19 protein-coding genes and 4 pseudogenes are annotated in these 21,899 nt (G+C 70.2%); 12 read left to right on the forward strand and 11 right to left on the reverse strand.

The annotated features are described in order from the left end of the window. Nucleotides 1-292 precede the first annotated feature (292 nt). From AC5P09_RS26310 to AC5P09_RS26325, 4 genes are read left to right on the forward strand one after another with little or no spacing between them, the layout of a single operon-like run. Nucleotides 293-1,222 carry an ABC transporter ATP-binding protein gene (locus AC5P09_RS26310; RefSeq protein ID WP_493876243.1) on the forward strand — a complete coding sequence of 310 codons (930 nt, stop codon included), beginning with the start codon at nt 293-295 and terminating at the stop codon, nt 1,220-1,222. Beyond that, nucleotides 1,222-2,046 (forward strand): ABC transporter permease, encoded by an 825-nt coding sequence (locus AC5P09_RS26315; protein WP_493876244.1) that lies wholly within the window; start codon nt 1,222-1,224, stop codon nt 2,044-2,046. The genes AC5P09_RS26310 and AC5P09_RS26315 overlap by 1 nt, the downstream gene beginning before the upstream one ends. A gap of 26 nt (nt 2,047-2,072) precedes the next feature. Next, on the forward strand, nt 2,073-3,443 hold the full coding sequence (locus tag AC5P09_RS26320) for a sensor histidine kinase (RefSeq protein WP_493876245.1): 1,371 nt from the start codon (nt 2,073-2,075) through the stop codon (nt 3,441-3,443). After that, nucleotides 3,440-4,108 (forward strand): response regulator, encoded by a 669-nt coding sequence (locus AC5P09_RS26325; protein ID WP_493876246.1) that lies wholly within the window; start codon nt 3,440-3,442, stop codon nt 4,106-4,108. Before AC5P09_RS26320 ends, AC5P09_RS26325 begins: the two co-directional genes overlap by 4 nt. On the opposite strand, the pseudogene AC5P09_RS26330 reads toward AC5P09_RS26325, so the two are convergent. Both AC5P09_RS26330 and AC5P09_RS26335 read right to left on the reverse strand, forming a co-directional pair. Beyond that, a pseudogene (locus AC5P09_RS26330) lies at nt 4,092-4,898 on the reverse strand (YfhO family protein); the annotation flags it as partial. The gene AC5P09_RS26325 and the pseudogene AC5P09_RS26330 overlap by 17 nt on opposite strands. A gap of 516 nt (nt 4,899-5,414) precedes the next feature. After that, nucleotides 5,415-5,838: pseudogene (locus tag AC5P09_RS26335) on the reverse strand (VOC family protein). A gap of 195 nt (nt 5,839-6,033) precedes the next feature. On the opposite strand from AC5P09_RS26335, the gene AC5P09_RS26340 reads away from it, so the two are divergent. Then, nucleotides 6,034-7,233 carry a glycoside hydrolase family 64 protein gene (locus AC5P09_RS26340; RefSeq protein WP_493876247.1) on the forward strand — a complete coding sequence of 400 codons (1,200 nt, stop codon included), beginning with the start codon at nt 6,034-6,036 and terminating at the stop codon, nt 7,231-7,233. Between the two features lie 88 nt (nt 7,234-7,321). Here AC5P09_RS26340 and AC5P09_RS26345 read toward each other — a convergent pair whose 3' ends face one another. Continuing rightward, the gene (locus tag AC5P09_RS26345; protein WP_493876248.1) at nt 7,322-8,020 is read right to left on the reverse strand and encodes a DUF6585 family protein; all 699 of its coding nucleotides are present in this window, start codon (nt 8,018-8,020) and stop codon (nt 7,322-7,324) included. A gap of 148 nt (nt 8,021-8,168) precedes the next feature. Further along, nucleotides 8,169-9,272: a M20 family metallopeptidase gene (locus tag AC5P09_RS26350; RefSeq protein ID WP_493876249.1), complete on the reverse strand. Its 1,104-nt coding sequence runs from the start codon at nt 9,270-9,272 to the stop codon at nt 8,169-8,171. Between the two features lie 265 nt (nt 9,273-9,537). On the opposite strand from AC5P09_RS26350, the gene AC5P09_RS26355 reads away from it, so the two are divergent. Further along, nucleotides 9,538-10,527, forward strand: a complete 990-nt coding sequence (locus tag AC5P09_RS26355; protein ID WP_493876250.1) for a LysR family transcriptional regulator — start codon at nt 9,538-9,540, stop codon at nt 10,525-10,527. Nucleotides 10,528-10,545: 18 nt separating this feature from the next. Next, nucleotides 10,546-11,041, forward strand: a pseudogene (locus tag AC5P09_RS26360) (GNAT family N-acetyltransferase). Nucleotides 11,042-11,057: 16 nt separating this feature from the next. On the opposite strand, the gene AC5P09_RS26365 reads toward AC5P09_RS26360, so the two are convergent. From AC5P09_RS26365 to AC5P09_RS26375, 3 genes and pseudogenes are all read right to left on the reverse strand, one after another. Beyond that, nucleotides 11,058-11,501 carry a GNAT family N-acetyltransferase gene (locus AC5P09_RS26365; protein WP_493876322.1) on the reverse strand — a complete coding sequence of 148 codons (444 nt, stop codon included), beginning with the start codon at nt 11,499-11,501 and terminating at the stop codon, nt 11,058-11,060. 353 nt (nt 11,502-11,854) lie between these two features. Continuing rightward, a complete protein-coding gene (locus AC5P09_RS26370) occupies nt 11,855-12,961 on the reverse strand; it encodes an amidase family protein (RefSeq protein ID WP_493876251.1) in 1,107 nt (368 codons plus the stop codon). 32 nt (nt 12,962-12,993) lie between these two features. Further along, nucleotides 12,994-13,491 (reverse strand): annotated as a pseudogene (locus AC5P09_RS26375) (amidase family protein); the annotation flags it as partial. Between the two features lie 210 nt (nt 13,492-13,701). Between AC5P09_RS26375 and AC5P09_RS26380 the strand changes: the two are divergent. Further along, nucleotides 13,702-13,965, forward strand: a complete 264-nt coding sequence (locus AC5P09_RS26380; protein ID WP_493876252.1) for a GlsB/YeaQ/YmgE family stress response membrane protein — start codon at nt 13,702-13,704, stop codon at nt 13,963-13,965. 161 nt (nt 13,966-14,126) lie between these two features. On the opposite strand, the gene AC5P09_RS26385 is transcribed toward AC5P09_RS26380, so the two are convergent. Genes AC5P09_RS26385 through AC5P09_RS26400 form a run of 4 tightly spaced genes read right to left on the reverse strand, consistent with a single transcriptional unit; the run spans nt 14,127 to nt 17,608 of the window. Continuing rightward, complete coding sequence (locus tag AC5P09_RS26385) at nt 14,127-14,981, reverse strand: ABC transporter ATP-binding protein (RefSeq protein ID WP_493876253.1); 855 nt, start codon at nt 14,979-14,981, stop codon at nt 14,127-14,129. 13 nt (nt 14,982-14,994) lie between these two features. Then, complete coding sequence (locus tag AC5P09_RS26390) at nt 14,995-15,777, reverse strand: ABC transporter permease (RefSeq protein ID WP_493876254.1); 783 nt, start codon at nt 15,775-15,777, stop codon at nt 14,995-14,997. Further along, nucleotides 15,774-16,607, reverse strand: coding sequence for an ABC transporter permease (locus tag AC5P09_RS26395; protein WP_493876323.1), 834 nt, complete (start codon nt 16,605-16,607; stop codon nt 15,774-15,776). The genes AC5P09_RS26390 and AC5P09_RS26395 overlap by 4 nt, the downstream gene beginning before the upstream one ends. Before the next feature lie 23 nt (nt 16,608-16,630). Next, a complete protein-coding gene (locus AC5P09_RS26400; RefSeq protein WP_493876255.1) occupies nt 16,631-17,608 on the reverse strand; it encodes an ABC transporter substrate-binding protein in 978 nt (325 codons plus the stop codon). 311 nt (nt 17,609-17,919) lie between these two features. Between AC5P09_RS26400 and AC5P09_RS26405 the strand changes: the two genes are divergently transcribed. The 4 genes from AC5P09_RS26405 to AC5P09_RS26420 all read left to right on the forward strand — a co-directional run bounded on the left by AC5P09_RS26405 (nt 17,920) and on the right by AC5P09_RS26420 (nt 21,898). Beyond that, nucleotides 17,920-19,311, forward strand: a complete 1,392-nt coding sequence (locus AC5P09_RS26405; RefSeq protein ID WP_493876256.1) for an alpha/beta hydrolase family protein — start codon at nt 17,920-17,922, stop codon at nt 19,309-19,311. A 49-nt stretch (nt 19,312-19,360) separates the two neighbouring features. Beyond that, nucleotides 19,361-20,215 carry a PaaX family transcriptional regulator gene (locus tag AC5P09_RS26410; protein WP_493876257.1) on the forward strand — a complete coding sequence of 285 codons (855 nt, stop codon included), beginning with the start codon at nt 19,361-19,363 and terminating at the stop codon, nt 20,213-20,215. Between the two features lie 223 nt (nt 20,216-20,438). Next, complete coding sequence (locus AC5P09_RS26415; RefSeq protein ID WP_493876258.1) at nt 20,439-21,272, forward strand: class II glutamine amidotransferase; 834 nt, start codon at nt 20,439-20,441, stop codon at nt 21,270-21,272. Nucleotides 21,273-21,325: 53 nt separating this feature from the next. Then, nucleotides 21,326-21,898 carry a GNAT family N-acetyltransferase gene (locus tag AC5P09_RS26420; RefSeq protein WP_493876259.1) on the forward strand — a complete coding sequence of 191 codons (573 nt, stop codon included), beginning with the start codon at nt 21,326-21,328 and terminating at the stop codon, nt 21,896-21,898. Nucleotide 21,899: the final 1 nt, after the last annotated feature.

Genomic DNA, 21,899 nt, shown 5'->3' on the forward strand with positions numbered 1-21,899 from the left:
GCACCCACGGCGCCCGGCACGCACTCTCGCCGCACCGGCCGAAACCCCAAGTACGTCCGGGCCATCGACGGGGCCTTTCGTCCGGCACACCGAGAGCACGCACCGGACACCGCGGGCACCGCACAAGACTTTCGAAACACCCCCTAGACGCCTCGGACTGGTACCGCGGTACCAGTCGACCGCCGAAGAGTCTCCCGTGGTCCCAGAGTCGGGACGGGATGCCCTCATAGCGTCGAACACGGATGCCGCGGTGTGCCCGTGGCCGAGTTCGAGGCGAGGAAGGCCCACTCCCATGATCGAAGCGCGTGAGCTGACGAAGCGGTACGGGGACAAGACGGTGGTCGACCACTTGAGCTTCACCGTCAAGCCCGGTGAGGTGACCGGCTTCCTGGGCCCCAACGGCGCGGGCAAGTCCACGACCATGCGCATGATCATCGGCCTGGACTCCCCCACCGGGGGCTCGGTGACCGTCAACGGGCGTCGCTACGCCCAGCACGCCGCGCCGTTGCACGAGATCGGCGCCCTGCTGGAGGCCAAGTCCGTCCACCCCGGGCGCACCGCGGTCGGTCACCTGATGGCGCTCGCGCACACCCACGGCATCTCCCGCCGCCGGGTGGACGAGGTCATCGAGCTGGCCGGTCTTGGCAGTGTGGCCGGCAAGCGGGTGGGCGCCTTCTCGCTCGGCATGGGCCAGCGGCTCGGCATCGCGGCGGCCCTGCTCGGCGACCCCGCGGTCGTCATGCTCGACGAACCGGTCAACGGCCTCGACCCGGAGGGCGTGCTGTGGGTGCGCCATCTGCTGTCCGGGCTGGCCGACGAGGGCCGCGCGGTGATGCTCTCCTCGCACCTGATGAGCGAGACGGCGCTGATCGCCGACCATCTGGTGATCATCGGGCGGGGGCGGCTGCTCGCGGACACGACGGTCGACGACTTCGTACGGGAGGCGGGCGGCGGCGGTGTGAAGGTCGCCACCACCGAGGCCCAGAAGCTGCGCTCGCTGCTGGCCGGCCCGGATGTCACGATCAGCTCCTCCTCGGCCGAGGAACTACTGGTCTCCGGGCGTGACGCCCGTGAGATCGGGACGATCGCCGCTCAGCACGGGGTGCCGCTGTACGAACTCACCCCGCGGTCCGTCTCCTTGGAGGAGGCGTTCATGGAACTCACCAGCGACGCCGTGGAGTACCACAGCGCCCCCGCCACCACCGCCCGAGAGGCCGCCTGATGACCGTCACGACCCTTCCCACGGTGTCGGTCCGCACAGTGACCGGCCGCCGGGTGCTGCGCTCGGAGTGGGCCAAGTTCTGGTCGCTGCGCTCCAGTTGGATCACCCTGGGCGTCGCCCTCCTCCTGTTGATCGCCATCGGGGCGATCGCCTCCGCCACCTACAGTCCCGACGCCTCCACGAACGACGGGCCGCCCGGCCCTGGTTCCGGCGGCGCGAGCGACGCGATCAGCGTGGCCCTGACCGGCTCGACCTTCGCGTCGCTGGCCATCGGGGTGCTCGGGGTGCTCATCTCCGCCGGCGAGTACAGCACCGGCATGATCCGCTCCACGCTGGCCGCAGTGCCACGACGGCTGCCGGTCCTGTGGTCGAAGAGCGCCGTGTTCGGGACGACCGCGTTCGTCCTCGCCACGATCGGCGCGCTGGCCGCGTTCCAGCTGGGCAGTCTGGGCCTGGACGGCGAGAAGATCGCGCTGTCCCTGGGCGACGAAGGAGTACTGCGCAGCCTGGTCGGCGCCGGCCTCTACCTCGGCCTGGTCGGCGTGTTCGGCGTGGCCCTGGGAGTCCTGGTCCGGTCCACCGCGGGCGGCATCGCGATCCTGGTCGGCGTCCTGCTCATCCTGTCCGGCCTGACCAGCCTGCTGCCCAACTCGTGGGAGGACACGATCTCCCCCTACCTCCCCGGCAACGCGGGGTCCGCCATGTACGCCCTGCACGAGTCCTCGGACGCCCTCTCGCCAGGAGCCGGGCTCGCGGTGTTCGCCGGCTGGGTGGCACTGACTCTCGCCGGAGCGGCATACCGACTGGCACGAACCGACGCCTGACCAGCGAACCGATGACAATGGGTGCCATGAATCCGGAACCGTCGGCAGCCGGCGCGGACACGGCCCGGGGGACCGCACTCCCCCCGCCCTCTGGGCTCGACGCCGCCTGGGCGCACCCGCTCCTGGGCCGTCTGCTGCGCGGGCAGCGCCGACAGCAGCGGCTGGACCGGCGGCATCCGTGGCTGCTCGACACCGTGGTCGTGCTGGCCATCGCCCTCATCAGCCTGCCCGACGTGTTCTCCGGCGGTGGCGACGACGGCCCCTTCGGGGACACCGGCAACCGCGGCGATCTGCCGACCGCCGTGGTGCTCGTATTCGCCATCGCAACCATCGTGCCGCTGTGGTGGCGTCGCAGGGCCCCGGCTTTCACGTTCTTCGCGATCGCGCTGGTGTCCCTCACCCAGTGGTCCCTGGGGATCTGGCAGCAGGCCGGCATCAGCATGCTCGTCGCCCTGTACAGCCTCGCCCTGCACGGTTCGCTGCGGATACTGGGCTGGGCCGCGGCGGTGACCCTCGTCGAACTGGTACTGGCCGTGTTCTTCCTGGTGCCCGTCGAGCATCCACTGCCCGGCATCTTCTTCCTGGTGGGAACGGCGACCGCGGCCGTCGCCATCGGACTCACGCTCCGTATCCGCCGGATGTATCTGGCCACGCTGGAGGACCGGGCCGCGCGGCTGGAGATCGAGCGCGACCAACGCGTCCGGCTCACCGCCGCCGCCGAACGCTCCCGGGTCGCACGCGAGATGCACGACATCGTCGGCCACAACCTCTCCGTCATGGTCGGACTCGCCGACGGCGCCGCGACCCTCGCCGCCAACAGGAACGAGAACTCCGCCGAAGCCCTGCGGATCATCGGCGACACCGGGCGGCAGGCCATGGGCGAACTGCGCCGCGTGCTGGGCGTTCTCCGTGCGGAGCAGCAGGAGAACGTGCGGCTGCTCAGCCCCCAGCCGGGCATCCGTGACCTCGACGCACTGCTGGGCCGGGTCCGCGCGGCGGGGCTGACGGTGACCTACCGGACGATGGGGGATCTCGACGCTCTGGGCAACGGCGTACAGCTCACGGTGTACCGCATCATCCAAGAGGCGCTCACCAACACGATCAAGCACGCCGGTACGGGCTCCGCCGCCGAGGTCACCGTGGCCGCCGACACCCGGGACGTGCGGATCCGGGTCGCCGACACGGGAGCACCGCCCGGGGCGGGCGGGCGAACGGAGCCGAGAGGCGGGACCGGCGAACCCGGGCACGGCCTGGTCGGCATCCGCCAGCGGGCCGCCATGTACGGCGGTGCCGTCACCATCGGCCCACGCGACACCGTGGGCGGCTGGATCGTGGACGTGGTCCTCGACGTGCCCGCCGCACCCGCCCCGTCGGCATCAGGAGAACATCTGTCATGACCACGGTGCTGATCGCCGACGACCAGCCGTTGCAACGCCTCGGCTTCCGCATGCTGCTGCAGGGCACCCCCGGCATGACGCCGGTCGGCGAGGCCGAGCACGGGTCCGAAGCCGTCCGCCTCGCCGCGGAACTGCGCCCCGATGTCGTCCTGATGGACGTACGCATGCCCGGCATGGACGGCATCGAGGCGACCCGCCGGATCGTCGCCGGCGGGGGCCGTACCCGCGTGCTCATCGTGACCACCTTCGACCTCGACGAGTACGCGTACGAGGGCCTGCGGGCCGGTGCCAGCGGATTCCTGCTCAAGGACGCCCGCCCCGAGGAACTCGTCGCGGGCATCAACGCGGTCGCCACCGGCGACGCCGTCGTGGCCCCGAGCCTGACCCGGCGGCTGCTGGACGCCTACGCCCACCAGGTACTCGCCCCGACCGACGCTCCCCCGCCGCCGGACCCCCGGCTGCACACGCTCAGCGACCGCGAACACGAGGTACTGGTCGCCATCGGCCAGGGCTGGACGAACGCCGAGATCGCCGAACGGCTCGTGCTCACCGAGTCCACGGTGAAGAAACACGTCGGCCGGGTCCTCGCCAAGATCGGGGCACGGGACCGTATCCAGGCCGTGATCATGGCGTACGACGCGGGACTGGTCAGGGCCAAGCCGTAGCCGATGCCCGGGGCCTCCTGGAACCCGCCCATGGTCTGCGCGCACTGGCACCGAGCAGGACCAGGGCCGGCAACGAGACGCCCCCGACAACCGCGCCCAGCCGCAGACCGGGCGGGCGGAACGTGCAGGTGACGTGGGTCGAGGTGCCGTCGAGGGGCACGGCGATCAGTCCGTAGTAATCCCCCGCGGGTACGGCGGACGCGTCGCCCGCGGCACACCGCCAACCGGCGATCCGGGGGGGCGCGACGACGGCGGTTCCCGTGCTGCCGGCGGGGAGTTCCGCCCGGATCGTGCCGCCGGAGACGGTCACCTCGGTGGCGCCGGTTGCCTCGAGCCGCCCGACGGCGGTGCGCAGCCGTGCGGTGTCCAGGCAGCCGACCGCGCCGTCCGGGACGGTGCCCGTCCGCTCGGGGGACAGCTCGATGCGCAGGCGGCCGGACGCCGGGACCGTGCCGAGGCGCTGCATGGCGGCGATCTTGGCGACGGGGTCGGACCGGAACCGCCCGGTCAGGCCGCGCGCGGAGTCGCCGGTGAGCCGTGCGGTGCCCGCGAACCTCGGCGCCCACAGGTACACCTCGCTGTCCGCCGGGCACCGGGCCGTGATCGTCGGCTTCTGTGCGGGGGTCCCGGAACGTGGGGCGGCAATGCGCAGCCCCGGCCGCGCGTCGTGGCTGCGGTCCGCCGGCTTTCCGGCGCCGGTTCGCACGGTGAGGCGGGGGACGGTGTAGACACGGGTGCCCAGCAGCAGTTCCTGGTTGCGGTACGGCGACGCCCCGAAGGCAGAAACGTTCGTGCGTGCGGCAATACGGCCGTGGGCACGGTCGGGCAATCCATGTGTGGCAGGCCCCCAGAGCATTCGGGACGCACGGCGTCTCCTTCGGGGACGTCACCCCCCGCGCGTCGTTGATTCCCCGACTTAGACGGGCCGTGTTTCCGGTTGGTTGTGCCGCCGCCGGAAATAAATGAGCGAATTCCGAATAGGTGTTCAGGCGTGCTGCACGACGCCGGTTATCCCCAGGGAAACAAAAGTCGTCCTGCGCATTACTCGGCAGTTAATGAACAGCAGTCGACTGGCATGTGCTGACGCCGCCAGGCAGGGAACAATCGCGGATTCCGGTCCGCGCGGCTGCATTTGCGCCAAGTCCGCACACCGGAGAACACGGGGACGGCTCGGCCTTCGACGGCGTCGGTGTCCGCGTGGGCAACACTCTGGCGCACGCTTTCTGTCCGCCGTCGTGCGGCGGGTTTCCGGGGGCGTCGACCGGACGTCGGGCGTACGGGAGTCGAACGCCGTACGGGGCTCTACTCAGACGACCGGTTCACCGATGCCCAGCATGTTTCCCTCGCTGTCGCGGAACCAGGCGGCCCGTTCGCCACGGGCTCCCTTGCTCGGGTAGTTCCCGTCGATGTCGGCGATTCCGTCCTTCGTTCGGAACCCGGGCAGGTCGACCTCTTCGAACGCCACGCCCCGCCGGCTGAGTTCGGACACGACGGTCTCGATGTCGTCGACCTCCCATCCCATCTGAGTGAAGGTGCCGGGCGAGGTTCCCGCCGACTTGAACAGGGCGAAGTCCGTGCCGCCGCACCGATACAGCAGCCCACCGGGCCGTTCGTCGACGGGCTCCACCGAGCTGCTCGGCGTAGAAACGCCGCGCCCGGTCCAGGTCCTGGGCTGGAAGCCTGGTCGCCACACGTCCCCGGGCCAGGATGTTCCTGTCGTCTGCGTTCACACCTCCACTGTGCCGTGCGCCGCCCCGCCTCGGATCCGCCGACCGGACGACACCGAGCGGGGCCGTCCGGGGCAACACACCTCCACGCCCTACGCATTGACATGTCCTCGTCTCAGCGCGACGCTGAGAGCGCTCTCAATAGGTACGGACCAAGCCGCTCCTGCTCGATTCCCCCCACTCGCACGGAGGTCGAGAGTGCTCCCCCAACACAACAGACACCCACTCGCAGCCCTGGCCGCGGTAGCCGCCCTGCTGGGCGCACTGCTTGCCTTCGCGGCGCCGTCGCCCGCGCAGGCGGTGCCCGCCACGATCCCCCTCAAGATCACCAACAGCTCCGGCCGCGGCGAACAGGTCTACATCTACAACCTCGGCACGCTGCTCTCGACCGGCCAGCAGGGCTGGGCCGACGCGGGCGGCACGTTCCACCCCTGGCCCGCCGGCGGCAACCCACCCACACCGGCACCGGACGCTGCCATCCCCGGACCGGCCGCAGGACAGTCGGCCACGATCCGGATACCCAAGTTCTCCGGCCGGATCTACTTCTCCTACGGCCAGAAGCTCGTCTTCAAGCTGACCACCGGCGGCCTGGTGCAGCCCGCCGTGCAGAATCCGAGCGACCCCAACCGGAACATCCTGTTCAACTGGTCGGAGTACACGCTCAACGATGCCGGGCTGTGGCTCAACAGCACCCAGGTGGACATGTTCTCCGCCCCGTACGCAGTGGGTGTGCAGCGCGCCGACGGCAGCACCATCAACACCGGTCATCTCAAGGCGGGCGGATACAACGCGGTCCTCAACGGCCTGCGCGGGCAGTCGGGCGGCTGGGGGAACCTGATCCAGACCCGGTCCGACGGGACGGCACTACGTGCGCTTTCACCCGGGTACGGGCTGGAGACCGGAGCCCTGTCCGCCTCCGTGATGGACGACTACGTCAACCGCGTCTGGCAGAAGTACGCGTCGACGACATTGACGGTCACGCCGTTCGCCGATCAGCCGAACACCAAGTACTACGGCCGGGTATCGGGCAACGTCATGAACTTCACGAACAGTTCCGGCGCCGTCGTCACCAGCTTCCAGAAGCCGGACGCGAACAGCATCTTCGGCTGCCACAGGCTCCTCGACGCGCCCAACGACGCGGTGCGCGGGCCGATCTCGCGCACCCTGTGCGCAGGCTTCAACCGCTCCACGCTGCTGGCCAACCCCAATCAGCCCGACGCCTCGGCGACCGCCTTCTACCAGGACGCCGTCACCAATCACTACGCGCGGCTCATCCATGCGCAGATGGCCGACGGAAAGGCATACGCCTTCGCCTTCGACGACGTCGGCCATCACGAGTCCCTCGTCCACGACGGCAACCCTCGGCAGGCCTACCTCACACTGGATCCGTTCAGCTGACCCGGTGTCCCGCACGCGGCCACGGCCGCGTGCGGGCACATGCGGCTGTGCATGCGCCCGCCACCAGGTACACCGTGACACCTGCTCCTCAGCCGTAGAGGTTCGAGGCGATGGTCAGGAAGACGAGAAGGTTCGGCACGGTCTCGACCTTGGCGAGCGCCCAGGCTCTGGGCTGTCCGTGCTGCCGGACGGCCACGAAGCCCCCGCCGACATCGATCGTCGCGACGGCCGACCAGGGCAGGACCCCTTCGCGTTCGGTGGAAATACCGGTGGCGTCCACGCTGAACGGGCCGTGACTCACCTTCTGACCCTCACGGACCGCCTCCCACACCTTCTGGGCCTGGGCGCGGGCGATGGCCTCGGAGATCAGGGGCAGCCAGGTCCCGAAGTCGGCGAAGCGGGACGAGATCTGCACCCTGGTGCCGTTGGGCGCTACCAGGGTGGAGGTGTGCGTGGTGTTGTAAGGGGTCTTCGTGCCCTTGTAGATGATCACTTCCTGGACGGTTTCCTGGTAATGGACCGCCTGGTCCCAGCGGACCGCGAACAACTGGCCGGCGCCCCTGTCCACGAGCAGCCCCCTCTCGAAGAGGTGCAGGCGTTGACTGCCGAGTTTCTTCCGGAAGTTGGGGCTGTTGAGCAGGGCACCGGTGCCCAGCGCGGAGAAGAACAGGGGGTACCACGCCACCCACCAGCTCGTGTAGACCCACAACAGGATGCCTCCGGTCGCCAGGACGGCGATGCCGGTCAGGGAAGCGGCGATGAACAGTCCCCGGTACTTCTCCTGCACGTCGACCTCCTTCCTCGGCAGGAAGGTGTGTTCGAGTCGGCCGAAGCCTCTACGGGAAGCCAGTTGGGCGGCTTCAGGGGACGGGGAACCCGGCACGCTCATACAGGGGCCTCGGTTTCGTTTCGGAGCGACACTCGTCAAGGCCGCTTCAGCTGGTCGTGTGGTCAATGAGGTGAGCGAGCAGCCGGGTGCGGGGGACCATCTGCGCGATCTCGACGTACTCGGTGTCCGCGTGCGCGCCACCGCCCACGGCGCCCAGGCCGTCCAGCGTCGGACAGCCCGCCGCCGCGGTGTAGTTGCCGTCCGAGGCACCACCGACGGCGCTGCCCCGCAGCGGTTCCTGGCCCAGTTCCGCGGCGAGCCGGGAGGCGAGGGCGAACAGTCCGGCGGAGGACTCCGGTTCCATGGGCGGCCGTTGCCTGCCGCCCAGCACTTCCAGCCGGGCTCCGGGCGTCCGGGCGGTGAGCCCCCGCATGAGCTCGTCGATACGGTTCTGTGCCGCCGTGGTCGGCGCTCGCACGTCCACCGACACCCGCGCCAGCGCGGGCACCGTGTTGCGCGCGCTGCCGGCCGACAGCAGGGTGGGCGTGACGGTCGCGAAGCCCAGGACCGAAGGGGCGACACCGACCGCGCCCGTCGAGTCCCCGAGGCCGGCGACGGCCAGCACCTGATGAGCGGCCTCGACCGCGGCGTTGACTCCTTTGTGCGGTTCCAGACCCGCGTGCGCGGCCCGGCCGTGCACCACGACCTCGTATCGCGAAGTGCCCTTGCGGGCGGTCTTGAGGGCACCCCCCTCGTCCGCGGACGCCTCCAGCACGAAGGCGGCCGCGCACCCCCGCACGGATTCCTCGATCAGCCGCCGGGAGGTCGCGGAGCCGACTTCCTCGTCCCCGTTGACCAGTACGCACACCCCGTCCGGGGAGGGCAGGGAGGCCAGCGCGTGGAACATCTGCACCAGGCCCGCCTTCATGTCCAGGACCCCGGGACCGCGGGCGATCCCGTCGGCAACCGACCAGGAGTGCGTCTGGAGCGAGCCCATGGGCCACACCGTGTCGTGGTGTCCCATCAGCAGGACCCGCGGAGTGCCGAAGCTCCACCGCAGATGGGTCACACCGTCGATCACGATCGTCTCCGGCGCGGCCCCCAACAGCCTCGTCCCGAGGGCGCCGACCACCTCGGCGCTTCGCGCCAGCGCCGCGTGGTCCGCCGAGAAGGACTCGCAGAGCACGAGGTCCTCCAGATCGGCCAGCATCGCCGGCACCGTGAGCGCAGGCCGCCGGGTCACCGGTCCCGCCCCATCCCAACTCCCCCTCGTGACAACACACTTCCCCCCTCGGATCTCATCGGCCATTGGGTGCGGCGGAGCTCGCTCCCCCTCCGAAGCTCCGCCGCGTGAACGACGTTAGGGTGGGGCAAGGCATTCCACCAGCGACTGGATTGCATGGGATCTATGCGTCTGGGGAATGTGTTGGCCACGATGGTGGTGGCCGGATGAGGGCCTTGGGGGGAGGGGGAACGTGTTCGAGATCGACGCACTGCGGCTGCTCGTGGCCGTTGCCGAGACCGGATCGTTCACGAAAGCAGCGGTTCGGCTCAACTACACGCAGTCCGCGGTGTCCCGACGGATCGCCACGCTTGAACAGCAGGCGGGCGGACCGCTGTTGGAACGGCTTCCTCGGGGCGTACGGCTGAACCCCGCCGGCCGTACGCTGCACCGCCACGCCATGGAGGTGCTCGACCGGCTGTCGCGGGCGGAACGGGAGCTGGCCGTGCTGCACGCGGGGCACGGCGGGCTGCTGCACATGGGCGCGTTCGCCACCGCCAACATCTCGCTGGTGCCCACCGCCCTGCGGGCACTCCGGGACGCCAGGCCGGATGTCGAGGTCGTCGCGGTCGAGGGCCCGACCCACACGCTGGTGGAGCGCCTCACGGACGGAGCGCTGGATCTCGCCGTCGTCAGCGACTACCCGTCCGGTCTGCCGCCGGCCGACGGTGTCACGACGACGATGCTGTGCGAGGACGAGCTCCTCGTCGCTCTCCCCCGCGAGCACCGCCTGGCCGACGCCAGGACGGTCGACCTGTGGGAACTGCGCGACGAGGCCTGGCTCCAGAACGCGTACGGCGACCGTCCCACGATGCTCGCCGACGCCTGCTCGCGGGCGGGCTTCACCCCCAGGAAGATCATCCGGATCGCGGAGTGGTCCGGGAAGTTCGGCTACGCGGCCGCCGGACTCGGGGTGGCACTGGTCCCCTCGCTGGCCGCCTGGGCGGTCCCCGACGAACTCGTCCTGCGCCCCCTCACCGACCCGGCCCTGCGCCGGACCGTACATGTGGCGCTGCCTGCTGCCCCGCTACCGGCGGCACTCACACTGCGGGATCTGCTGCGCGACACCTTGACCACGACAGAGCCGCACGCCGTCCCGGGCCGTAAAGAAGATCTGCGCGGTGCGGCGGGCATGGGCGAGCACCGCAAGATTCGACACAACCGATCGACACCCCGATCGTGATGGCGTTGGCTGACCGGCATGCCAGAACTGCGTACTGATCGTCTTCTGCTCCCCCGGTGGCGGGAGTCCGCCCTCGGACCGTGGGCGGCGATGAACGCCGATCCCGAAGTCCGAGAACACATCGCTTTGCTCCGGTGTCAGCAGTGGCCCCAGGCTGGAGACCGGTGAGTTCGTCGGCCGCGCCGGCCTGGACGAGGTGGACGAGGACATGCCGTTCACGGGGGTGGACATCGGGTGGCGGTTGGCGCGTTCGGCCTGGGGTCACGGTTACGCCACCGAGGCTGCCCTGGCCTGCCTGGCCTTCGGCTTCGACGCTCTCGGGCTGCCGGAGATCGTTGCGTCGACGACCGTCGACAACCTACGTTCCCGGGCAGTGATGCGCCGGATCGGCATGATCCGGGACCCGGCCGACGACTTCGAGGATCCGAGCGTGGCCGAAGGGCTGCTTCGCCGGTGTGTGCTGTACCGGATACGGCCAAGAGGCAAGGGCCCACACGAACGACGTACCGCATGACCATCCGCATCCCACCTCACGTTCCGAGGGCGCCCTCATCCGGCCGTCGCACCATGTAGACGTCGATCGGGTCCTGAACCTCCACGGTGAACCCGTGGCGCTCGTACAGTCGCCGGGCGGCGCTGCCCTGCAGGACGTTCAGGCGGACGAGCGCACCGTCGGCGTCGGTCCGCTCCAGCAGGTGCCGCAGGACGGCCGAACCGAGCCCGCGGCCCTGCAGGTCCGGAGCGAGATAGAAGTGCTCCAGCCACCGCCCGTCCTCGGCCGGACGCACCGCGACACAGCCCGCGAAGGCACCGTCGGACACGATGACCGACGTGTGCTGCGGGGCGAAGGAATCCCGCAGCCGCTGCCGGACTCGATGCTCGTCGAACCGTCCCAATCGTTCCAGGTCCGGGCGCATCACCGTCGCCCGGAGCTCCGCGATCGCCTCGACATCCGCCGGTTCTGCGGGCCGCAGCGCCCAATTCCACGGGACGGCCCGCTCCGATCGCAGGCGCCGGCCGAACCGGTCGCACCGGCCGGAGCCCGTCTGCCCTCGCACTCGTATCCACGGCCGGAGTATGTCAATGACCCGCGGTGATCACACACGCATCGAGATCATGCGTGGAGATGCCTTGAACGCGGCTCACTTGTGCTGCTGGAAGATCCACTCGCGGATGCCCTCGATGGTGTAGGCGATCGTCCAGGTGCTCAGGTGGTTGTTGATGGAGTTGCCGGTCTCGTCGGCAGGCACGACGGTGCCCTTCTGTGAAGGTCCGCCGACGGAAGACGTCGGCCGCCTCAACTCGCAGTACATGGACCGCGGTCGGGTCAGAAACCGACGTCCGCGGGACGGTATGTCGGCGGGCGGCGCACTCGGCCGGCCTGCTCGTAGGCGTAGGCCAGGCGGAGCAGGGTCGGCTCGCTCCACGCCGTGCCCATGAACGTCAGACCGACCGGCAGGCCGAACGCGAAGCCTGCCGGGACGCTGATCGCCGGATATCCGGCGAGCGCGGCGGGCGTCGAGGCGCCGCCGCCGTGACTGTCCCCGCGGATCAGGTCGATCTTGGCCGGCGGTCCGGTGGTCGGCATCACCAGCGCGTCCAGGCGGAATCGGCGCAGTACCGCGTCGATGCCCTCGGCGCGCGACAGCCGGTGGTTGGTGGCCAGCGCCTCGCGGTACTCGCGCTCGGTGACGTGCAGTTCGTGCACCGCCTCCAGTCCGTCCTGGCGCACGTAGCGCAGTTCGCGGTCGGCGTGCGCACGGTTGAACGCGATCAGCTCCGCCAGGCTGCGCGGGTGGTCACCGCGGGCGCCGGCCAGGTAGGAGTTCAGCGCGCGCTTGATCTCGTACACCTGGACGACCGGCGAGCTGGGCAGGTCCTCGAGTTGCTCGGCCGTGGGAATGTCGGCCGGGTCGACCACGGTTGCACCGGCCTCGCGCAACGTGGCGATCGCGCGCTCCGCGATCTCGTCGGCGTGGTGGCTGTAACCGAAGTACACGGCGCGCGGTACGCCGATCCGCGCTCCCCGGAGTCCCCCGGCATCCAGGAACCGGGTGTAGTCACGATGAAAGTGCCCGCGGCTGGCCTCGGTCGCAGGATCGCGGTCGTCGACGCCGACGAGGGCGCCGAGCAGGATCGCGGCGTCGCGGACCGTGCGCGCGATCGGACCGACGCTGTCCTGGCTGGGCACCCCGGGGATCACTCCCCCGCGCCCGACCAGTCCGACGGTCGGCTTCACCCCGACCACGGAGTTCGCCGAAGCGGGGTCGATGATCGAGCCGTTCGTCTCGGTTCCGATCCCGGCGACGCACAGGTTGGCCGCGGCGGCGACCGCCGCACCGGAGCTGGACTCGTTCGGCGACCGGTCGAGCTTGTACGGGTTCCGGGTCTGCCCGCCACGGGCGCTCCACCCCGCGTGGTGGGTGAGCGACATCCCGCCCCCCACTCACTCAGGTTGGTCTTGCCGAGGATGACGGCACCGGCCGCACGTAATCCGGCGGCGACTGTGGCGTCCGCTGTCGGCCGTAGGCCTTCCAGGGCGAGTGATCCGGCCGTGGTGTGCATCCGGTCCGCGGTCTCCACCAGGTCCTTGAGCAGGATGGGCATGCCGTGCAACGGCCCGCGGCGGTTGCCTTCGGCGTCCAGGCGACGGGCCTCCTGCAGCGCGTCGGGGTTGACCTCGATCACCGCGTGCAGGAGGGGATCGACGCGTTCGATCCGCTCCAGGTAGTAGCGGGTGAGCCGTTCGGCGTCGAGCCGCCCGTCGTCCATCCGCCGGCGAAGCTCGGTGATGCCCAGCTCGTCCAGTTCTCCCGCCGCGGCCTGGGCCTGGGCCGGAACTCCGCCGAGCAAGGGTGTGGCTGCCGCAGCGGTGCCGAGCGCGAGCACGCTCCGGCGCGTGGCGTTGGTCCGGTCCATTGGGTGCGGCTCCTTCACTGGACGGCCGACGCGGCACGTCCTCATGCACCGGAACGCTATAGACGTCGCCGGCGTATCTCGCTCCGACGGTCCCCCGACTCCGTACTGGAAAGAACCCCCTGCTTGACCGGGGGACACCCGGAATGCCAGGCCCGGCGCACCGGCGGACGAACGGAGTCGTGATGAGAGACGGACTGATGCCTTCTCGATGGGGCACTCGTTCGTCACCAACGAGTGAGGGGTGAAAGACCGCTCATGGAGATCTCAGGCGTCATCAGCGCAATTGTCATCGGTATCGTGATCGGTGTTCTCGGCCGACTCGTCCTCCCCGGCCGTCAGCGGATCGGCATCCTCTGGACGATCGGGGTCGGCATCATCGCGGCGTTCATCGGAACCGGCATCGCATCCGGCCTCGATGTCGCCGACACCGAGGGCGTCGACTGGGTCGAGTGGATCATCCAGATCGCGCTCGCGGCCTTCGGTGTCGCCGCGGTCAGCAAGGTGAAGCTGCGCCGCTGACCGGCAGCCGCACCACCCGGCGGATTCCAGGCAGCCCACGCAGTCCGGCCGCGCTCGCCGGTGCTCCGAGCACCGCGCGGGCGCGGGCGGCGTCGTGCCTACATCCGCGCAGGACACTCGGCCGGCGGATCCCGGCCGTGTGAGCGGCAGCCGCCGACGGCCTACTCGGAACCGACCACTCCGGTCTGCGCCTTCGTCGGAGCCGCCTGCGGCATCCGGTCCGCGATCTGCGCCCCGTTCACGTCACCGCTGTGCCTCTTGGCTCGCTGGATCTGTTCGTAGACGTGGGCGCGGAGTTCGGCGAAGCGGGTGCTGGAGCGGGTGTGCAACTGGTCGCGCTCGTCAGGGAGGTCGATGGTGAGGTCCTCCTGCACGACGGTCGGCGACGTGGACAGGATGAGGGTGCGCTGTCCGAGGTAGACCGCCTCGTCGATGTCGTGGGTGACGAACAGGACGGTGACACCCAGTTCGCGCCACAGGCGCCGGATGAGGTCCTCCAGGTCGGCGCGGGTCTGCGCGTCGACCGCCGCGAAGGGCTCGTCCATGAGCAGCACCTTGGGCTCGTACGCGACGGCGCGGGCGATGGCGACGCGCTGCTGCATCCCTCCGGACAGCTGCCACGGGTACGCCTGGTGGGCGTCGGCGAGACCGACCACCTCCAAGGCGTGGTCGACCAGCTCGCGCTCACGTGCTGTGCCGAGCTTCTTGCGGCGCAGCGGCAGGGCGACGTTGTCCCGTACGTTCATCCAGGCGAACAGGGAGCGGCCGTACTCCTGGAAGACGACCGCCATGCCGGGCGGCGGCCCGTCGACCGGACGGCCGTCCAGGCGCACTTCGCCACGGGTGGGAGTGAGCAGTCCCGCCATGCACTTGAGCAGGGTGGTCTTGCCGCAGCCCGACGGACCGACCAGACACACCAGTTCGCCCGCGGCGATGTGAAAGGTGAGGTTGCGCAGCGCCTCGACGTTGCGGTGGCGGCCGGTGTAGATCTTCTGCAGGTCCTGTACGTCGAGCATCGACGTCTCCTTGTCAGGGGTTGCGCTGTGCGCGGCGCAGGCCGTGGTACCAGGCCAGGGCGCGGTTCTCGGCGAATCGGAAGAGCAGGGAGAGGAGGAAGCCGAGCAGGCCGAGCAGCAGGACGCCGCTCCACATCTCGGGGATGGCGAAGGAGCGTTGGAACTGGACGATGGTGAAGCCCAGTCCGTTGCTGGAGGCGAACATCTCGCTGATGACCATCAGGATGATCCCGATCGACAGTGCCTGCCGCATGCCCGTGACGATCTGCGGGCTCGCCGATCTGAGCACCAGGTGCCACAGGCGCGTCGGTCCCGTGATGCCGTAGGACCGGCAGGTGTCGCTGAGCACCTCGTCGACGGCGCGGACGCCCTCGACGGTGTTGAGCAGGATCGGCCACATGCAGCCGCTGACGATGACGATCACCTTCATGGTGTCGCCGATGCCGGCGAACAGCATGATCACCGGTACGAGTACGGGTGGCGGGATGGCACGGAAGAGTTCCAGGACCGGCTCCAGTACGTCCCGTACGACCCTGCCGGTGCCCACCACCAGCCCGAGTCCCACTCCGGCGACCACGGCGAGGAGGTAGCCGGCGGTGAGCCGGAGCAGGCTGGGCAGGACGTCCGACCGGAGCCGCTCGGGTGTCCAGACCTCTCCGAACTTTCCGAGGGTGGTGGAGAGCGGCGGGAGATAGAAGTCGGTGCTGCCGGCGCTGGTGAACCACCACAGGGCGAACAAGGCCCCGGGCAGGCCGCCGGCGAGCAGGGCGCGCCGGAACACGGTACGGACGGTCATCCCTCGGCCCCTCTCCTGCGGTTCGACTGGTGCCAGTGCAGCGCGCGGCGTTCCACCGCCCGTGCGACGAGGTTGATGGCGACCCCGAGCAGCCCCGTGACCAGCACCAGGGCGTAGACCTGCGGTACGGCGCCGGAGGACTGCGCGACGGCGAGCTCGCGCCCCAACCCCGGGGAGCCGATGACCAGTTCGGCGGTGACGGCGAGGACGAGAGCCACCGTGGCGGCCAGCCGTACGCCCGTCATCACGTAAGGCAGCGCGGTCGGCCACATGACGTGCCGTACCCGCCCCCACCTGCCCAGCCGGTAGCTCCGGGCCGTGTCGTCGGCGACCGGGTCGACGTCCTGCATGCCTGCCAGCACCTGGACGAGCACCTGCCAGAAGGAGGCGTACACCACCAGAAGCAGCTTCGACCGCAGGTCCGTTCCGTACATGAGCACCGCGACGGGGATCAGGGCCACGGACGGGATCGGCCGCAGGAACTCGATGGTGGAGGCCGTCGCGGCACGCAGCAGGGGCACGGAGCCGATGGCCACCCCGGCCACCACACCCGCCCCGACCGCGATGGCCAGGCCCAGCGCCCAGCCGGTCAGGGTGTCGCCGAGCGCGGTCCAGAACGGGTCCTCGGCGAGCAACTGCCACAGGGCACGACCGGTTTCCGAGGCCGGGGGCAGGTAGTCGGCGGACACCAGTCCGACGTGCGGCAGTACCTCGAGTACGGCGACCAGGCCGGCCAGTCCGGCCAGGCCGCGCAGGGCAGCGGTGGGAACCGGGCGGCGCCGGCCGGAGGCGCTGCCGGAACCGATGGCCGGCCCGGCAGCGGGCGCCATCACAGGGGTGAGGTCGTGGTGGCTCACGAGAACAGGGCGTCCAGATCGGGCTTCTTGTCGCCGAAGAGGCCGTCCTTCTCACTGAGGGAGGCCAGCTTCTGCAGGGAGGCCATGTCGACGCTCGCCGGCCAGCTGGGCAGCGTGAGCTTCTGCTGCACATCGCCGCTGATCTTGGTGTAGGTGGCGAGGATCTGACGCGCCTCGTCCGGGTGATCGGAGGCGTACTGCAGCGACTCGGTCATGGCCTCGGTGAACTTCTTCACCAGGTCGGGGTTCTGCTGCTGCACCTGGGTCGAGGTGAAGTACGTCGCCACGGTGAGCTTGGGGTCCGTCTCGGCGAACGGTGAGGCCACCACGCGGGCACCCTGGCCCTTGGCGATCGTCATCGCGGGCTCGCCCATCCAGGCGGCGTCCACCCGCCCGCCGTCCAGGGCGGCCGGCATCTGGTCGAACGGGATCTCGACGAACTTGACCTTCGACGGGTCGCCGCCGGCCTGACGGACCGACTCGCGCACCGTCGTGTCCCCGATGTTCTGCAGGGTGTTCACCGCGACCGTGCGCCCGGCCAGGTCCTTGGCCGACTTGATCGAGCTGTCCTGCTTCACGGCCACTCCGGTGACGTCGGCGCCGACCTTGCCGTTGGAGGCCGCGCCGTTGGCCACGGACTTGACCGGAACTCCCTTGACCTGGGCGATCATCAGCGACGTGGTGTTGCTGAACCCGAACTGGAACTGACCGCTCACCACGCCGGGGATGATGGCCGCGCCGCCCTGGGCGCTCACCATCTCCAGCTTGATGCCGCGGCTGTCGAAGAAGCCCTTCTTCTGCCCCAGATAGAGCGGCGCGACGTCGACGATGGGGATGATGCCGACCTTCACGGTGGCGGTCTTGTCCCCGCTCGAGGCCGACGGCCCGCTCGATCCCGAGTCCGAGGACCCGCAGCCGGCTGCGCCGACGATGGTGATCAGTACTGCGGCAAGCCCGAGAATGCGCCTTTGCATGGGCTCCTCCTGACGGAAGGCAAACGGGTGGATGGTGTGAGTGGCATGAACTGCCCTGGTCACGAGGCGTGCGGACGATGAGTGAGGCAGCGAAGCGGCGAACGGGCCACGGCTGCTCGACTCATGACTCAGCACTGAATGTTGTGCACTTTCTTGACGGCGGCAATCTACACACCTACCTTCGCGCTGTCAGCACTCCGGACAAGTGAGGTTGCGACAGCACCGCCACCTCCCCACCCCCACCGGGAAAACCCGCCGAGCGGGCACCCGATGGCGCCCACGGCCCGCCCGCCCGAAAGGGAGCTACGCCCGTGAAAACCCGCACCAGAACCCGCACCCTGGTCGTCCTGGCCGCTCTGCTCCTGTGCGGCCCGGTCTCCCCGGCCGCCCGCGCCGCCGACTCCACCGCTCATGTCGAGGGCACGCTGCCGTCCGGCGCCGCCTATCTGATGGACATGCCCGCGCGCTGGAACGGCACCGTCCTGCTGTACAGCCACGGCTATCGCCCGGCCGGGTCTCCCAACCCCGCCCAGAACGCCCCCGACGACGCCACCAAGTCCCTGCTGCTGAAAGCCGGTTACGCGCTCATCGGCTCCTCCTACGCCACCACCGGCTGGGCGGTCACGGACGCGGTGCCCGACCAGCTCGCCACCCTCGATGCCTTCACCGGCCGGTTCGGCCCGGCCCGCGAGACCATCGCCTGGGGCACCTCCTACGGCGGACTCGTCACCACCGCCATCGCCGAACGCCACCCGCAGCGCATCAACGGATCCCTCTCCATGTGCGGCCTGGTGCAGGGCGGCGTCGCCAACTGGAACAGCACCCTCGACCCGGTATTCGCTCTCAGGACCCTGCTCGCGCCGGACTCCGGCATCCCGCTGACGGGACTCGGCAGCCAGAGCGAGGCCGCCGCGGCGGCGAACACCCTGTCCGCGGCCGTGACCGGCGCACAGTCCACCAGCACCGGCCGGGCCCGTATCGCGCTGGCCGCCGCGCTCCACAACATCCCCGGCTGGAACAACCCCGCCCAGCCCCGCCCGGCACCCACCGACTGGGACACCCAGGAGGCCAACCAGTACCAAGGGGTCATGGGCCTGATCCTCTACCCCGCGTTCTCCTGGCGGCAGGAGGCGGAAGGCCGCGTGGGCGGCAACATGTCCTGGAACACCGGGGTCGACTACACGGCGATGCTCCACCGCTCCCCGCTCCACAAAGAGGTCGCGGAGCTCTACTCCAAGGCCGGCCTGTCCCTGCGCAACGACCTCACCGCGCTGAACAAGGCGCCCCGCATCAAGGCCGACCGGGGAGCGGTCGAGAAGATGGCCCGTACGAGCTCCTTCACCGGCAGACTGACCAAGCCCCAGTTGGACATCCACACCACCGGCGACGGACTCATCCCCGTCCAGGCCGAAAGCGCCCTGCGCCGGGCGGTCGCCGCCGCGGGCTCCGCTCCCCTGTTGCGGCAGTCCTACGTCGAGAACGCGGGCCACTGCACCTTCAGCCCCGGCGAGCAGATCGCCGCCCTGCACACCCTTAAGGACCGCATCGCCACCGGCCGTTGGAAGGCCGCCGACCCCGACGCCCTCAATGCCCGCGCCGCCGAGGCCGACCCCACCACGCCCGCCCGCTACGTGCACTACCGCCCGGCGTCCTACCCGCGTCCTTATGACCTCGCCCACCCCGCCGACCGCGTCCGCGGCTGACGCCCGGTCGCCCGCGGGGGCTCCGGCGGGCGACCGTACCCTTGTCGACGTGCACGAAGAACTCCGGCAGACCGCCGTCGACGCCCCCAGCGGACCGCAGCTGCGCCCCCAGTCGCTCATGCTCGCCTTCTTCGGCAACCACGTTCTGGACGAGGGGCCGCTGGGCGTGTACTCGGGCAGCATCATCGACGTCCTCGCCCGGGCCGGAGTCGGCGAGCAGGCCGTGCGCTCCACGCTCTCCCGCATGGTCAACCGCGGTCTGCTGCAACGCCAGCGCGAGGGACGCCGCATGTACTTCGGCCTCACCCCGCAGGCCGCCGAGATCCTCCGGGACGGAAGCAAGCGCCTGTGGGACACCGGCGCCGTCAACGACGACTGGGACGGCACCTGGACCCTCCTCGGCTTCTCCCTCCCCGAGTCCTGGCAGCGCCAGCGTCACGACCTGCGCTCCCGGCTCACCTGGTCGGGCTTCGGCGCCCTGTACAGCGGCCTGTGGATCGCACCCGGTGACGTCGACGTCTCCGGCATCGTCGCCGAACTCGGCCTCGCGGCCCACGTCAAGATCTTCCACGCCACGGCCGACGACGCGACCGACGTCGGCCTGATGATCCGCGACACCTGGGACCTGGACAGCGTCGCCGCCCGGTACGCCGACTTCGACAAGCACTGGACCGCCTGGCTCGACACCGGCTCCGGCGACCCGGTCGGCAACCGGCTGCGTCTGATCAGCGAGTGGCTCGACATCATCCGCACCGACCCACGCCTGCCCGCCCGGCACCTCCCCGCCGACTGGCCGGCGCAGCCCGCGCACGACACCTTCCACCGCATCGCCGACCAGACCGCGGCGCCCGCCCGCCGGATGGCCGCCGAACTGCTCGAGACCATCCCCTTGCGCTCGTCCTGAGCCACCGCGCACGCTCGTCTCCACCCACACCCAGAGGTGGAGACGGTGCTCGCACGCGTCCGTATGCGATCAACGGGTTCACGAGCGACCGTGGTACCCATGGGCCCGTCCCGGCGCGACGTCGGAGGGCGTCGGCAGCGCGGCGGCCGGAGCTGTCGTGGCGCCGGGTCCCTGTGTCCGCCCCGGTCCTCTCGCGTCTCGACCTGCCTCGGAGGTGATCGCCATGTGCCGGTGGCTCGTCTACTCAGGGACTCCGCAGCTCCTCGAAACCATCCTGTACAAGCCCGCGCACTCACTCATCGACCAGAGCCTGCACTCCCGGATGGGCGTGGAGACGACCAACGGGGACGGCTTCGGCATCGGCTGGTACGCGCAGGACGCGGACCTCGGCAGCCCGGCCGTCGTCCGCGAGACCGGACCGGCGTGGAACAACCGCAATCTGCGGGAGATCGCCGGGCACGTCAGGTCCTCGCTCTTCTTCGCCCACATCCGCGCGTCGACGGGCACGGCAGTGCAGCAGACCAACAGCCACCCCTTCCGGCACGGCCGCTGGATGTGGATGCACAACGGAGCCATCGCCGGCTTCCCCGCCATGCGCAGGGACCTCTGCCTGGCCGTGGACCCCTCGCTGTTCGCCGCCATCGAGGGGTCCACGGATTCCGAGGTGATGTTCTTCCTGGCGCTCTCCATGGGACTCGAGGACGACCCTCCGGGGGCGGTCGCCCGGATGGCCGGGCTGGTCGAGCGCACGGGTCACGCACACGGCATAACCGCCCCGCTCCAGATGACCATCGCGACCACCGACGGCACCAGTGTCTGGGCGTTCCGCTACGCCAGCGACGGCGACGCCCGCTCGTTGTACTACAGCAGCCGCGTGGACTCGCTGCGGGCACTGCACCCCGACGTGTCGTTCCTGAAGGACCTGTCCGAGGAAACGCGCCTCGTCGTGTCCGAGCCCTTGGGCGATCTGCCAGGAGCCTGGAACGAGGTGCCGGAGCACAGCTACGGCGTGGTGCGATCCGGCGCGGACGAACTGCGCTCCTTCGCGCCGGTCTAGGCGCCGCCGGAAACGCGGCTGCGTATCGCGGGCCCTCCTGACATCGTGGTGCCATGACCATCGACGTTCGCCCGGCTTCGGTCTTCGAGGATGTCCGTGCCCTGCTCGGCCCGAAGTCACCTGGAGCCAACGTCTGCTGGTGCCTGAGCTACCGGATCCCCTCCAGGCTCAACAACGAGCTTCGCGGACCGGCCCGCGGTGAGTACGTCGCCGAGCTGTGCCGTACGGGCCCCCCTCCGGGGGTGCTCGCCTACGACGGCGACGAGCCGGTCGGCTGGGCCGCCGTGGCACCGCGCTCGGACACCTCCTTCGCGCGCAACCGCAAGATCCCGCACGTCGACGACCTGCCGGTCTGGTCGCTGTGGTGCATCCGCGTGCGCCCCGGTCACCGGAAGAAGGGGATCTCCCACGCCCTGATCGCCGGCGCGGTCGAGTTCGCCCGCGCCCACGGCGCACCGGCGATCGAGGCGTACCCCCTCGACAACGGCGACGCCAAGGTCGACCTGACGATGGCGTACGCCGGGCTGCGGAGGAACTTCGAACGCGCCGGGTTCACCCACGCCGCCGACACCACGTCGGTGCTGGCCGGACACCCCCGCGTCCTGATGCGGCTCGACCTGCGCTGAA

The sequence above is a fragment of the Streptomyces sp. a15 genome (assembly GCF_059026085.1).